Source organism: Sporomusa intestinalis (genome assembly GCF_055383785.1).
The window spans coordinates 4,060,541-4,073,631 of the sequence record NZ_AP042390.1; the positions used below are offsets into that span (position 1 = coordinate 4,060,541).

The 13,091-nt window shown below is 49.7% G+C and carries 11 protein-coding genes and 1 pseudogene; 3 read left to right on the forward strand and 9 right to left on the reverse strand.

Annotated elements, in window-relative coordinates:
- Positions 1–35 precede the first annotated feature (35 nt).
- Positions 36–1,058: a tyrosine-type recombinase/integrase gene (locus ACZ481_RS19030; protein ID WP_464766915.1), complete on the forward strand. Its 1,023-nt coding sequence runs from the start codon at positions 36–38 to the stop codon at positions 1,056–1,058.
- A 145-nt stretch (positions 1,059–1,203) separates the two neighbouring features.
- Here ACZ481_RS19030 and ACZ481_RS19035 read toward each other — a convergent pair whose 3' ends face one another.
- Both ACZ481_RS19035 and ACZ481_RS19040 read right to left on the reverse strand, forming a co-directional pair.
- On the reverse strand, positions 1,204–1,386 hold the full coding sequence (locus ACZ481_RS19035; protein ID WP_464766916.1) for a tail fiber assembly protein: 183 nt from the start codon (positions 1,384–1,386) through the stop codon (positions 1,204–1,206).
- A gap of 7 nt (positions 1,387–1,393) precedes the next feature.
- Positions 1,394–1,612 (reverse strand): hypothetical protein, encoded by a 219-nt coding sequence (locus ACZ481_RS19040; protein ID WP_464766917.1) that lies wholly within the window; start codon positions 1,610–1,612, stop codon positions 1,394–1,396.
- On the opposite strand from ACZ481_RS19040, the gene ACZ481_RS19045 reads away from it, so the two are divergent.
- Together ACZ481_RS19045 and ACZ481_RS19050 are read left to right on the forward strand one after the other, a co-directional pair.
- Positions 1,611–1,895, forward strand: coding sequence for a gp53-like domain-containing protein (locus ACZ481_RS19045; RefSeq protein WP_464770656.1), 285 nt, complete (start codon positions 1,611–1,613; stop codon positions 1,893–1,895). The two genes, ACZ481_RS19040 and ACZ481_RS19045, sit on opposite strands and share 2 nt — an antisense overlap.
- Positions 1,896–2,154: 259 nt before the next feature.
- Positions 2,155–2,370 (forward strand): annotated as a pseudogene (locus ACZ481_RS19050) (hypothetical protein); the annotation flags it as partial.
- A gap of 19 nt (positions 2,371–2,389) precedes the next feature.
- On the opposite strand, the gene ACZ481_RS19055 reads toward ACZ481_RS19050, so the two are convergent.
- The 7 genes from ACZ481_RS19055 to ACZ481_RS19085 all read right to left on the reverse strand — a co-directional run bounded on the left by ACZ481_RS19055 (position 2,390) and on the right by ACZ481_RS19085 (position 12,912).
- Positions 2,390–2,563: a gp53-like domain-containing protein gene (locus ACZ481_RS19055; protein ID WP_464770657.1), complete on the reverse strand. Its 174-nt coding sequence runs from the start codon at positions 2,561–2,563 to the stop codon at positions 2,390–2,392.
- A gap of 178 nt (positions 2,564–2,741) precedes the next feature.
- Positions 2,742–4,364 carry a hypothetical protein gene (locus tag ACZ481_RS19060; RefSeq protein ID WP_464766918.1) on the reverse strand — a complete coding sequence of 541 codons (1,623 nt, stop codon included), beginning with the start codon at positions 4,362–4,364 and terminating at the stop codon, positions 2,742–2,744.
- 36 nt (positions 4,365–4,400) lie between these two features.
- On the reverse strand, positions 4,401–11,222 hold the full coding sequence (locus ACZ481_RS19065; RefSeq protein WP_464766919.1) for a host specificity factor TipJ family phage tail protein: 6,822 nt from the start codon (positions 11,220–11,222) through the stop codon (positions 4,401–4,403).
- The gene (locus tag ACZ481_RS19070; RefSeq protein WP_464766920.1) at positions 11,219–11,614 is read right to left on the reverse strand and encodes a C40 family peptidase; all 396 of its coding nucleotides are present in this window, start codon (positions 11,612–11,614) and stop codon (positions 11,219–11,221) included. Before ACZ481_RS19070 ends, ACZ481_RS19065 begins: the two co-directional genes overlap by 4 nt.
- A 70-nt stretch (positions 11,615–11,684) precedes the next feature.
- Complete coding sequence (locus ACZ481_RS19075) at positions 11,685–12,302, reverse strand: DUF1833 family protein (protein ID WP_464766921.1); 618 nt, start codon at positions 12,300–12,302, stop codon at positions 11,685–11,687.
- Between the two features lies 1 nt (position 12,303).
- Positions 12,304–12,666, reverse strand: a complete 363-nt coding sequence (locus ACZ481_RS19080; RefSeq protein ID WP_464766922.1) for a hypothetical protein — start codon at positions 12,664–12,666, stop codon at positions 12,304–12,306.
- Between the two features lie 114 nt (positions 12,667–12,780).
- Positions 12,781–12,912 carry a hypothetical protein gene (locus ACZ481_RS19085; protein ID WP_464766923.1) on the reverse strand — a complete coding sequence of 44 codons (132 nt, stop codon included), beginning with the start codon at positions 12,910–12,912 and terminating at the stop codon, positions 12,781–12,783.
- Positions 12,913–13,091 lie beyond the last annotated feature (179 nt).

The following is a 13,091-nucleotide window of genomic DNA, read 5'->3' on the forward strand; positions in this document are numbered from 1 at the left end:
CTAATCTTTAGGAGTGATCTTGTTGAAACTACCCAATGGATTTGGCAGCGTATTTAAACTCTCTGGCAACAGGCGGCGTCCTTTCGTTGCCCGAAAAACAATTGGCTGGGACGATAAAAAACACCCCCCAGTATTTTATAGTTGGCTACTATGAAACAGCGCCTGAAGCCCTTGCCGCATTAATTGAATATAACAAAAACCCGGCATTATTCAACCCCAATAGCATAACCTTAGCTGAAGTGTTCGAGCTATGGAAAGCGGAAAAATTTAAGCATATCAGCGAAAGTACTAAATCCGGGTACAAGTCAGCCTATAAAAATTCAGTGGATTTGCACCAAATGAAATTTGTAGAGATAAAAGTCGCTCATCTGATGGGAGTAATCAATACAATTCGCTTGGCAGGCAATGGCTATAGCACTTGTAAAAAGGTCAAAGTTTTGCTTTGTCAGCTTTATGCCTATGCGATCATCAATGAAATAACAGACAAAGATTATAGCCATTACATAGACATTGGTAAAAATACCCCTGTCCTGCCCCGTAAGCCCTTTACAACTCGGCAAATTAATAAGCTCATCAAACATGCTGATGAGTTTGAACATACGGATACCATATTAATTATGATTTTTAGCGGTCTTCGTATCGGCGAATTATTAAATCTCAAACCCAAAGACATTAAGTTGCGTGACCGTTATCTCATCGTGACCGAATCTAAAACGGAAGCAGGGAGAAACCGTGTTATACCTATAAATCGCAAGATATTTGACATGATTGAGAAACGCGCAAAGTCAGGTGACAAATACCTAATTGTGACTAATGCCGGGGAAAAAATGTCCTATCACACTTACTATGAAACAATCTTTAAAAAAATCATGGCGGCTCTAAAAATGAAGCACTGGCCCCATGACTGCCGCCATACCACGGCCACCCTCTTAAACAATGCCAACGCCAATCAGACAGCTATCAAACGCATTCTGGGCCACGCCTCCAAAGATGTGACTGAAAAGGTGTACACACACAAGGATTTGCGGGAGCTGAAAAAGGCTATAAATTTGATCTGATTTGTTGCTAGCGTGTTTCTATAAGACAACATAATAGGTGTTTAACCTCTTTACAATTCCCGCCTCATATAATTACTAACAAGTCACTTGTTTTTCAAGCATACTAAAAGCCGTCAAACCCTTGATTTATAAGGATTTATTAACTTTACTCTTCTGGTTTCCCAGGCCAAACCGGCTTATCCGGATCGCACGTTTCGGGCATATCACGCAAGGCTTGCCGGTACACTTTCCACACCTCGCGCTGTTCATCGGTAACCGGGTAATCCAGCAACATATATTTGTCACTTTCGCTCAGAAGCCGGTCTCGGTCCGCCCTGATTACAGTCATTTTTTCTTCAGTTGTCGGTACATAGGGCGGCTTGGCAACCGGTTTTTTGTCGGCGCCACGGGATATACTGATGAGTGGCGTACAGTGCCTGATCTTCGTCAGTAATAGGAATAAAGCCTTGATCTAAATATGGCTGCAATTCTTCTTCAGTCCTAAAATGGACATTAAAAGCAACTGAAGTTTCGCGTTCGCCATTTTCGCAGAATTTTGCATAGTATTTATTCATTTTTTTATCATCCTTTCTCTTTCACCAGTGGGGAAAAGGGGGCGGTATTATTGGGCAAAAACGAAGTACAATAAATTTTCCAATTAGCTTTCCTACTGCATGTTTAATTGCTACTTCTACTATAGTAACGCCAAATACTACCTTGGGGGGGAACGATATTGAGGTACTAGATTCTTGGCACCAAGTGATTAGCTATAATCAATCATCTATTACTATTTATCAACAACAGGGTTCACTTCTAGGGGAAACATTTTACCCGCTTATAATTGCCATAGGATATTAAGCCATTGATCACCAGTGGGGATTTGTGGAAGCGTCACGGGCCACCCAATTCCATTCCCCAATCCAATTTCCAACTGCTTAGTTTTGTGGTGCTATTGGCACCACCATACACAACGACACTAGTCAGACTAGTGACAAACATGTTGATCAGAAGCACATGGACAGCTAACTGACATTTATATTAGCCACTACCTCATTTAATGGGTACACTTGGATGGCTTATTGGATAGCATTAGGCATATAATCACCAGTGGGGAACTGTTTCAGATGTTCCAGCAGATGGAGGGATCACTGTTTCATTGCCGATTACATTCAACTCTGTTTTTATAGGAATAGCATCCCCTTTTAATTCGGCTTATGACGCTTCCCCAGACCAACCAGCACATTGCATTTTTCCAAATCTGTCACAAATAAGAGTGAGAAATTCTTGGCAATACGGTAAAATGACAATTAATTATATTGCTATTGGCATCTAACCTCTCCCCCTGGGGGGGTTTAATACCCAAGTGCAAGCCAAGTTGCCTTATTATTCTTTTGACCTACAATAGCACTTGTTGGGGTAAAATCCCATACTACGGCAAAACCTCCATCAGTTTGTGCAGTGGCCACCACCGTAAAGCATTCTCTCGGAAAGGCAATAGGGAATGTAACATTATTACTCATGGTGATTTTTCCCCACTGGCGATTATATGCCTATTGCTATCCAAAAAGCCATCCAATTGGACCCATTAAATGAGGTAGTGGATAATATCAAATGTAGTTAGCTGTCCATAGCTGTCTGATCAACATGTTCGACACTAGCCTGACTAGTGTCCTTGTGTATGGTGGTGCCAATAATACCAAAAAACTAAGCTGTTGGAAATTGCAATGGGGAATGTAATTGGGTGGCCCTTGATGAAGCCACAAATCCCCACTGGAGAATTAATCCGTTAGCGAACTTTACGTAACCGTTTTCAGCTAAACTTGCTGCCACAATGCCGCTGCCTGAAGTAGTCACCAAAGACTGTACAAATGAGGTAGTGGCAAGCTGAGTATTATTGGTCCCTGCGGCTGCAGTCGGTGCTGTCGGTGTGCCGGTGAAGGCCGGTGAAGCTTTGGGGGCGGCTCCAAGTGTGGTCAATGCCGCGGCGGCATTAGCATCATCGAGCAAGGTACGGGCAAATGCGGTTAAGCCTGTGGTTGCAAAAGTATCATTGCCGGTGGCATAAATTAATTGATTGGCCGCTGTAACCACTGCCGCCAAGGCTGTTAAGGTGGCGTCCTTAGGCTGTTTCTCCGTGTCCAATTCGGCAATAGCGGCTTGCACATTAGTAGCTGCCACCCCACCTGTAGCTGTACTGGCTATTGCGCTTGCCGTATGGGCGCCACTAGCGGCGGCAATATGGTTTGTTGCATTGGTTGCCGTTACCGCATTGCCGGTACAAGCACCCGCCGTTGTTGCTGTGGCCGCGTTGCCTGTACAAGCCGCCGCTGTATCTGCCGCTGCCGCAGTCGGTACTTTACCGCTTACGGCAATCGTTACCCGGTCATTCGTGGCATCCGGGGTCAGGGCTATATTGGCACCGGCAACAAGTTCCAGGGTGTCAGTAGCCGAATCTGCCGCTACCGTAGTAGCGCCCACAAGCACATTGCTAAATGCATTTTGGTTTGTTTGGGCGCCGGTAGCTATACCATTTAATTTTGTTACCATGGCCGGGGCCATAAAGCCAGCGGCGCTCGTGGTGGCGGTGGTATGGGTATGGCCGTTAGCCGTGACGGCAATTGTGCAGGCGTCATTGGCAGCGTCACCGGTAACGGTTATCCCGGCCCCGGCATTGATGGTAAAGGTGTCTTGTTTCGCATCGGCAGCTGCCGAAACCCCGCCGGCAACGATAGTGGCAAAAGCATTTTGATTTACCTCTGCGCCGGCGGCGATGCCGTCCAGCTTTACTTTGTCTGTTGCCGAAATAAAGCCGGCGGCGCTGGTCGTAGCGGCCGTGTGGCTGTGACCGTCCGGCGTCACGGTGATGGTTACAGCATCATTGGTAGCATCGGGTGTTAAGGTTATGCCGGTGCCGGCCTTCATTTCCAGGCCATCAGCCGCCGCGTCGGCCTGGATAGTAGTAGTACCGACCTTGACACTGGCAAAGGCATTCTGATTTTTTTCCGCCCCGGCGGCGATGCCGTCCAGTTTGCTTTTATCCGTATTGGCCATAAACCCGTTGGCGGTAGTTGTTGCTACCGCATGTACGTGAGTGAAGGGCGAGTAATATGAACCTGGCTGACCGTTGAGTTTTTCCGCATTTAACCCAACACTCAAGGTCCCGTTATTAACCGGGATATTTCCACTGGCATTACCGACAGTTAAATCCTGTAGTTTCCCGGCATTGACAATCTTATCATTGACAATTGCCCTGTCGTTTTCCCGGATTTTACCGGGAGCAGTGGATAAATACTCTGTATCGGCCGGACTCGTAAGATCAAGCGCCATGTAATCATCTCCTCTAAAATAATATGCAGGACTAAATTAATACCCTTTTGCAATCCATGTGATCTGACCGCCAACAGCTACGCCGGCGGTATTTAAAACCTTGACTGTAAAACTGCTTTTGCCGACACTTTGCAGCTCGGCCCGCAGCCCGGCACCGATTGCCGTCGGCACTACTGCCGGATAATCCCAATAGGTATAGCCATAGTTTACTGTAGTCCCGCCTGCTGTAATTGCGGCAGTGCCCGCTTTATCCGTATCGGGAACATCAATAACGGCTTTTAAGATATTGACTTCCGGTGTTTGCCCCGGATCAGCGGTAGACAAAAGCACCTTAAAGTCAATGTAGCGAAAAGTAGCAAGTACCGGGCTAAAGTCTGCCCACTCGGTAAAAGTTGTTCCATCCTGGCTTGTACGGAACTGAAGCTTGGCATTAACACCGGCAACATGTAAAACGGTTGACACAAACTGACTGGAGATGTTCGCCGTGATACGCTGACCCAGGTCTTTGCGGACACAAACATATTCACCGGCCGGATAATAACCGCCACCCCATTGGCCTACTAAAAAAAGACCTTCCTCGGTCTTCTTATAGATACGGGCCCATTGTAACTCACTCCAGTCCCCCACTGCATAGGTGCCATAGTTAAACAGGCATTTTCCCGGGTCTGTGCCGGTGGCTCCGATCGTATATTCCCGCCGGAATACCTGCCATGCAGTTGTCAGGTTCTGGGCGGCGCCGGCAGCGGGAGTCACATTGGCCTGGGCGTATGCACCATTCTGACCGGTAAAACCGCCGCTCAAGCTAAGGGCCTTGCTGCCTCTGGCCGCAAACTCAATAACGTAAACAGCGCCATTGCTGAGCGTTTGCGGGAAATCGTAATAAAGGCCGTTGGTACCGGCTGCGCCGGCAGTAAGCCGTAAAACACCATTGACTATCGCCAAAGTCCCGGTGCCTGCTTTTAGCCATTGGCTGCCGATTACGCCGGTCTGGAAATTACCATCCGGAATCAGATTAGCGCTTTTAAGCTTGAGCACTGTCTGACCGCCAACATCACTGAATTTCGTTGTTGGGTAATCACTGAACCGGCCCCCCATATTGCTCATATTAAGCAGGGACGGTCCAAACTCAGTATTGGTATGGCTGCCACTTTGCAAAGTAATTTCATCAAACTCTTCCACTACATTTTTCGGTGGCAAGCCGGCAATCGTCACCTCCGCGCTCAGCGCTTGCTGCGAGTACTTACCGGCCCGGTTAATGGCTTTAATCCAATAGCGGTAGGTTTTTTCAGTATCTACAGGCAGCTGATAGGACAGGGTGTTGATGCCTGTGATTACTAAAGAGCCGTTGTCAAAACTACCGCCTTCCCGGATCTCATAACCGACAACATCGGCTTCGTCAACCTTATCCCAAACCATAAGCACGTTGCTGCCGTTTTGCATCGCATGCAGGCCCTGGACATCAGCAGGCTCAATATAGGCGTCAAAATTACATTCGGCAATATCCGATAGCCAGTTCGTATTATTGCGTGCTGCCAGCATAAAATGATAGGTCAGACTGGCTGGGGGATACCAGCTGGTTTTTGTTTCTTTGGTCTTGGTAATGATCACTGTGTCATCATCATCCCAGGTTATACCTGCACGCAGCTCATATTCTTTTACGTCCTGGTCAGCAATAGAATTCCAGGCAATGTTGATTTTGGTTTTGTCAGTGGGGTCAGCGGCTACCGTAAGCCCCGCCGGGGTTGATGGATTCATGCTGAACCTGCTGCTGACACCGGTTGGGCTTAAACTGCCTTTGCCGGCCGTATTAAAGGCCCGGATCCAGTAAGTATATTCGTCCTCAGAGGTGATGCTGGCATCAAAATATAGTCCGGTAATTCGGGTAGCCACAACCGTGCCGGTATCCCAGTTTATCCCCTGGCGGATCTCATAGTAGGAAAAATCCTTGTTCGTCACGGCCGACCAGCTCAGCCGCACCTGGGAATGATCTTGAACCTGCTGACTCACAGTAAACCCGGTCACATCCTGCGGATTTATATTCGGCAGCGCAGTCAACCGCAATACCGGTGAATAATAACCGCCCACGTTTTTTGCGGCTATACAGAAGTTCAGGGGAGTATTGTCGACCGCAGTATAGCGATAGGTAAGCTCACGGGTAGTGCCAATAAATATCGCCGTGTCCCAATTGGCCCCCTTGCGAATTTCATAGAATACCACATCCGCGTCATCGACGGCACTCCAGGCTAACACCTGTAGGGCAGAATTGTTTTCATCCTGGGTTATCGAGCCGGCAGCAGGGGCATTAGGCTGCAGCCGGACAGTTAAAATTACGCTCTTGGCCGTGGCGCTGTATTTATTTGCCGCCGAAATAGCTTTGATTAAAAAAGCTGCTGTTTCTTCGCTAGTAGCCGGGTAGTCATATTTGGTAGCCTTAACCCCTGTAGCCACTACTGCTGCACTATCCCAAACCGCACCCTTGCGAATCTCGTAACCGAGCAAATCAGTATCCGGCACCGCACTCCAGGCTAAGTTTACAATACGCCGGTCCAAAGCATTCTGTTCTGCGGTAAATGAGGCGATATCTCCCGGTTCTTGTTTAACAATTGTGGTAATTGTCCGCGGGCTGGAATACTGACCGCCAATGGTTTTGGCGGCAACAAGGAAGGTAACCGTGCCGCCGGCAGCTGCCGTATATTGGCAGGCAGTTTCTTTCGTCGTTGTTATCGTAGTCTCCGTCGCCCAGGTATTGCCCAGACGCACCTCATATCCGGCCAGGTCGGTATCCGCGACTGCCCCCCAGGCTATTGTCAGCTTTAAACGGTTGTTGGGATCAGCAATGGCACTGCCGGCGCCGGGTATATTCGGTGCTGAAGCAACCACGACATTGTAACTGGCTGCTGCTTCAGAATAAGTGCCTGAGATGTTGACCGCCTTTATCAGAAAAGTTGCGCTGCCGCCGGTAAACTGAAGACTGCAGAAATTACCTTTAATCCGGCTTGCCACGACCGCGGCGGTATCCCAATTTGGGCCCTGGCGTATTTCATAATGACTTAAATCAGTATCCGGCACCGCACTCCAGGAGCAGTCCAGCACTCGCCTGTCTGTTGTACTGACGTCAATCGCAAAGTCAGTCACATTCGCCGGGCTTAGGTTGGCCGATACGGACAGGTTCAGGGTACTGCTAACCTTGTCGGCAACATTCCGGCTGCAGACCATAAAATGGTATACACCGCCAGCGGTTAATTTATAACGGCAATTCGTTTCTTTGGTTGTTGTAATGACGATGCCGTCAGACCATGCTGTTCCCAGGCGGACTTCATATTCTTTTACGTCTTTGTCAGCAACAGCCGCCCAGGAAATTAACAGCACTGATTTATCGTTACTATCCTGCACAATGCTGCCGTTAGCCGGAGTGTTGGGACGCAAGCCGATCTGCAGTATTTTAGCAGCAGGCAGCTCACTCCCATACCCGGCAACGTTAAACGCTTTGATTAAAAATGTGGTGCTGCCTTCCGCTGTCAGCGTGTATTCAAACATTGTCGCTTTCAGCTGGGTCGCAATAACAGCAGCCGTATCCCAATCCGAACCTTTGCGGATTTCATAGTAGGAAATATCACTCTCCCCATTGGCCGTCCAGGACAGCAGTAACCGGCTGCGGTCGGTTTCTTTCTGGACACCATTAAAACCAGCGACCTGTGCCGGTCCAATCGTTACGTTAATTGACACAGCAGCCGGCACCAATGATAAATTGCCGGAATTGTCGACGGCCCAGACCTTAAAATTATGAGGCCTGGTTTGCTTTGCCGTATAGGTATATTGGGTGTCACTAATCGGGGTTGCCGTAATCACGCTGCCACTTTCCGCTAACCGATAGCCGCTAAGGTCGATATCTGCCACCGGCGACCAGGACAACTGGACTTTACTGCAGTTTGACGAATCAATGGTAGCCATAATCTCCGCCACATCGCCGGGAGGAGCATCTTTGCCGCTAATCAGCACCGGCGGGGCGGTAACCCCGGCTGATACAACGCCGGCCGTGTTGATCGTGCAGACCTTTACCAGATAGGTATTTTGGGTTTTAACACCGATAATCGAGGTGCTTAACGCATTGATTTTGGTAGTCCATTCGATCCAGGTCCGGCCATTGTCGCTGCTGTATAATACGGCATACCCAAGCACCAGCTTATTGCGGGGAATACTCCAGGCCACATTCAGATTGGAAACAATCGTACCGTCCTTTTGCCGGTAGGTCTCTTCCGCCACACTCACACTGCTGACCTCCGTTGTTTTATCCAGTGCGCTGTGGTTGACTGCCGGTATATCAGTTGCCTCTGTATAAATGTCCTCAATATATTCGATGCAGGATATTTTGCGCCGCAAATCCTGGTCGCGGCTGATGCTGAGCACCCGGAACGGCTTCACCACCTTACTGGTTTCGCCAAAGCTGTACAGATCCCATGGTTGCGGCACCCGGGACAACGGGCTGGTCAGCGTCACGGTATCTGTGCTGATTTCTGCTCCCACACCCTGCACACCGACAGTGACAATGCTTTGGGCTTCCTGGGCAGTGGTGGCCGCCGGGTTGGTGATCTGCACCGCGACCGTGTAAGATTTTCCGGGCTGTAAGGTTATCTCCCGGTCCAGCTGGAGGGTTGTGGCTGTTGCGGCCAGCAGCCGTCCGGAATAGCCCCACTGGGGCACATCATGGGCCAGCAGAACCACGTCGTTAATCTGGCAGGCGATCGCATCAATGTCTGCGCTGTGCTCGACTGTCCGCTGCAGGTATTGATTGAGCCGCAGCCGGTATTTGGCTTCCCGGTAGGCCTGTTCAACAGTGGTGACGCCGTCAAGCGTAATTTGGGTGATGTTCGGCTCGGTCGCATTGTCATAGTCGTCGGCATAAGCGGTGATCACTTCCTTCTGATAAGCTTTGTCTTTGTTGACAAACGTCACTTCTATCGCGTTGGCCCGGTCCTTCAGGCCCACGAAGGTTTCCTGGAATTTATCGGTGAGAATATTGCCCACTGTAAATAGCTGGACCGGTTCGCCGGGAGCATCACAGACACAACCGTACCGGGTTCCCCGCATGATTACCTTGCCGCGGCCGACACTCTCCGGCTTTTGCAGCGAGGTCCACAGATCGGCGGCTGTATTAAAGATATAGTTAAAGGTCAGGTTCCGGCTATCGCAAAATTCCGCCCAGCGGGCAAAATCCTGATAGACGGCCCGGGCCGCCGGCGTCCCCTTGACAATAAACTCCGGATAGCCGGTATGAATATTTTTGATCTGCCGGCAGCGGTGGATCATGTCATAGGCAGCCCAGGCCGGATTCGTAGCCGGCTTTTGTTCATACTGGCCGGCATCGGCATTCCATACCCATACCATGCTTCTGGTTTGCAGCCAGGTTATGCTTGGCATGCCCCCGCTCAACTGGTTGGTGGCCAGAGCCTTGATGCCGACAAGCACCTTGCCCGGACGGGCAAAGTCGTCATAAATAATATTTGACAGCTGGGTCCAGAACACGCGGGTCGAGTAGCGGTTACTGGTCCCGCTCTTGGCAATGCCTTTAACGCGCACCTCATACTGGGCAGCGGGGAGATTATCAATACGATAGGTGCGGAAGAACGAAGTATTCTTTGCGGCTTCAATTTGCAAGTTGATATTGGGGCTTACCTGGATTGTAAAGGTGTCGCCAAGCCCAAAGCCGGAATCACTCTCGCCCCTGTACTCCGCAATATTAAAGACGATGAGCCCGTTATTGTAGTTTTTAAATTTTTGGGCATTTGGTTTTACACCCGATACAGACCCGGATACGCTAAAACTGTCATGGCCAACATAGGTAACAGTCCAGGTTTCTGTCGGGGCGTCTGAGCTTACTGATAGCATTTTTAAATTCCCGTTGCGGTTCCCAGTTACTGTCCACGACATTCCGTCAGCTACATTGCGCCAATTATCTTCCTCAACCTGCCGGTATTGCGTTTGCAGGGTAACTGACGCGTTCCCCAAACCGCCGCTGTCCTTGGCGTAGAATAAACCGGCGGGAAACTCCAGTGTGATTTCCAGGCCTTCCACTGCGTTCCCCGCGCTTTGCTGTGTCACCCAGGTGTCGTCGTTGTTAATTTCGTAGGCTAAAGCCTGGTCAATATAGGTATCGTTAAAATTGGCGATAGCCGTCTGGTCATTGTCACCTACCCGGGTTTCGACAACAATATCCTTGTAGTAGGCAATGGGGTTGTCATTGATCCGGATATCGCTGATACTGTCAATCACCCCTTCCCCGCCGCCTAACAGGAGATTGAGATATTGATTATCGCCGTCACTGGACACATGCTGGGCCAGTACCTGGCCGGCTGTCCGCATGGTGCCATAGGTTACGGCCAGGGCATTGCCCTGGTCAGTCAGCGGCTGAGCATTACTCCAGTTGTAGGACGGAGCGACTTCATAAGTCCGGTCGGCTTTAGCCGGCGGGAACCAGTGATTGATGAGGGTGCCGCCGATCGCGCTAACAGCCCCGGCTGCCATTTTTGCCCAGAACTTATTTCCCCACAGCCTTCCCCAACTCGCACTCGCACTTAAATTGCCAACAGCAACACTCAGGGCAATCGAAGCAATAGCCCTAAACCAGTCCCGGCCACTTTTGCCGACAACCGGACAAACGGCAATCCAGTCATCATGATTGACAAGCTGCTTTTTGGCATTGTCAACAACATTACCGCCAATGCTGACAACAAATTCATCCAGCCCCATGATATAGGGCTGAATATATTCATACGCTGTTTTGCCGGGAATATGTGCGCAGGTATGGATTTCCTTATCAGTATGGTTGAATGGATTTTTCAGTATAGTTATGGTAATCATTCTCTCACCTCCGGTACATAGAAGCCCTCGATGCGGTTTGCCCAGGCCGGACTGTCAATGCGGTCGATGTTTACGCCAATCCCCTTGCGGGTATGGATAAACCGGCCCTGGCCGATATATACCCCCGTATGGTCACAGTAGACGGTAAAGCGGATGACGACAAGCGCCGGCACCGGGATTTCCTGTTCACACCGGCGCCAGCCTGCCCGCTGCGTCATCACTTCACTGTGAATCCGGCTGGCATCTTCGCAGGATATTTTGTAGTCAGGCAGGCTGATCCCATACCGCCGGAAGACTTCCGTGGACAGCCCCCAGCAGTCGAGCCCGACGGCGGGATCACGCCCGCCGTCGATAAAGGGCAGGCCAATCAGATCATTAAGTTGTTTATTCATACTCCCCCCCAAATAAAAAATCGCCCTGCGGCGATCACGTTTACCTAACCTTCTCTATACAGTTCGGAGCTTACGCGTACAGCCCTCCTTCCGGTATACTGGGCTCGCCCCCGTAGCGTACCGAGTTGCCCCGGTCACGGCAGGACTGCAGCGTGCCGTCGCACGCCGGCAGGTCGCCGGCATACCCGCACTCAATTCCCTTATATTGATCCCGCCAGGCGCAAAAGCTCTTTAACACCCGCCGGAAAGGAAAGCGGAGCTGAGTGGAGATGTCGGAGCCCAGATAAAAGGTAACCCATTTGCTGTCACAGGTGGTTGACTGGACGGTAAAGAGTTCTTCCACCTCAGGCAAGGCATGGTCAAGATGCTGGGAATGCACCACCCGCAGGGTTACGGTAGTTCCGGTCAGACCGTTGTGTTCTTCCACATAGGCCTGGACAATCTGCGTGATGTTGGAGACCTGCAGTGGTATTGCCTGGGGTTTGCCTTTGTTGTCTTCGATAATTTCGCCCAGCTTAAAGTTAAAGGCGGTCCAGGTATAGCCATTCCATTCGATATCTTCATTGTTGCGGATCAGACGTAAGGGCTCCTCCGAATTGGGAATAGCAACCTCAACCAGCAGCAGCCACACGCCGTCACTGGCCAGCTGGCTTTTTTCCAGCATGCCGGCAACTGATAGATTCAGCATATTACACCTCCTGCATTGTCAGGGTACCGGCATAGTATCCCGGTGCTGACAGGTCAAAACTAAAGTCTTCGCCGGTAAACCGAACCGAAAACAGCCGCCCCGAATACGGGTCATTGGGAACTGTCGGGTAATACCAGTCAAAGGCCCTACTGCCGCCGCAAACTGTTTTGCGGTAAAATTCGCGCAAGCTTGCGAAATCAGCAGCAGGCAGAGCCGTCCATTTCAGGACAAAGGTCTGGGGTACCCGGGTAAACTTAGCCCGGGAAACCACCAGCCCGTTTTCCATTTCCGACTGCAGCGAGGGGTCTTTGATTTTAGTGGTCAAGGGGTATACCGGTTGTTGGATATTGGGGAATTGGGCCATGTTTTTTTACCTCCTTGTTCGGTATAGTATTTTGACTATTTTATTTGTTTCTTTGCCTCTGCTAAAAGTTCTGCAAACCAATCTAACGGAACAATTAACTGATTCTGATTTGCACTACCATTGTATTTCTAATCCATTTTCTCCTTTTCTTATTATCGCTACATCTGTATCATTGTATAATATTTCCACAACTAGTTCAAAATCATTGAGTACATTATTTGTAAAATCAGCAGTCCATCCCTTCATATTATCTCTCTCCTTTACGGTTTGGTTGAAAATCGTTCTAAGAAACCAATAAACGTTTTACCATCTGCAGACCACCGTGCTCCCATTCCCTCTGGTAATCTCACATCTAGTACTTTTCCTATGCATTGGTATCTCTCACTGCATAAGTAGCACTAGGGGTAGAGTGGGTAGACTGACTG

Excerpts from the sequence above, each read along its gene's own strand:
- ACZ481_RS19040 (WP_464766917.1), bottom strand. The coding sequence starts at position 1,612 with ATGAATAAATACTATGCAAAATTCTGCGAAAATGGCGAACGCGAAACT.
- ACZ481_RS19075 (WP_464766921.1), bottom strand. The coding sequence starts at position 12,302 with ATGCTGAATCTATCAGTTGCCGGCATGCTGGAAAAAAGCCAGCTGGCC.
- ACZ481_RS19030 (WP_464766915.1), top strand. The coding sequence starts at position 36 with ATGGATTTGGCAGCGTATTTAAACTCTCTGGCAACAGGCGGCGTCCTT.
- ACZ481_RS19085 (WP_464766923.1), bottom strand. The coding sequence starts at position 12,912 with ATGAAGGGATGGACTGCTGATTTTACAAATAATGTACTCAATGATTTT.
- ACZ481_RS19070 (WP_464766920.1), bottom strand. The coding sequence starts at position 11,614 with ATGAATAAACAACTTAATGATCTGATTGGCCTGCCCTTTATCGACGGC.
- ACZ481_RS19080 (WP_464766922.1), bottom strand. The coding sequence starts at position 12,666 with ATGGCCCAATTCCCCAATATCCAACAACCGGTATACCCCTTGACCACT.
- ACZ481_RS19065 (WP_464766919.1), bottom strand. The coding sequence starts at position 11,222 with ATGATTACCATAACTATACTGAAAAATCCATTCAACCATACTGATAAG.
- ACZ481_RS19035 (WP_464766916.1), bottom strand. The coding sequence starts at position 1,386 with ATGACTGTAATCAGGGCGGACCGAGACCGGCTTCTGAGCGAAAGTGAC.
- ACZ481_RS19060 (WP_464766918.1), bottom strand. The coding sequence starts at position 4,364 with ATGGCGCTTGATCTTACGAGTCCGGCCGATACAGAGTATTTATCCACT.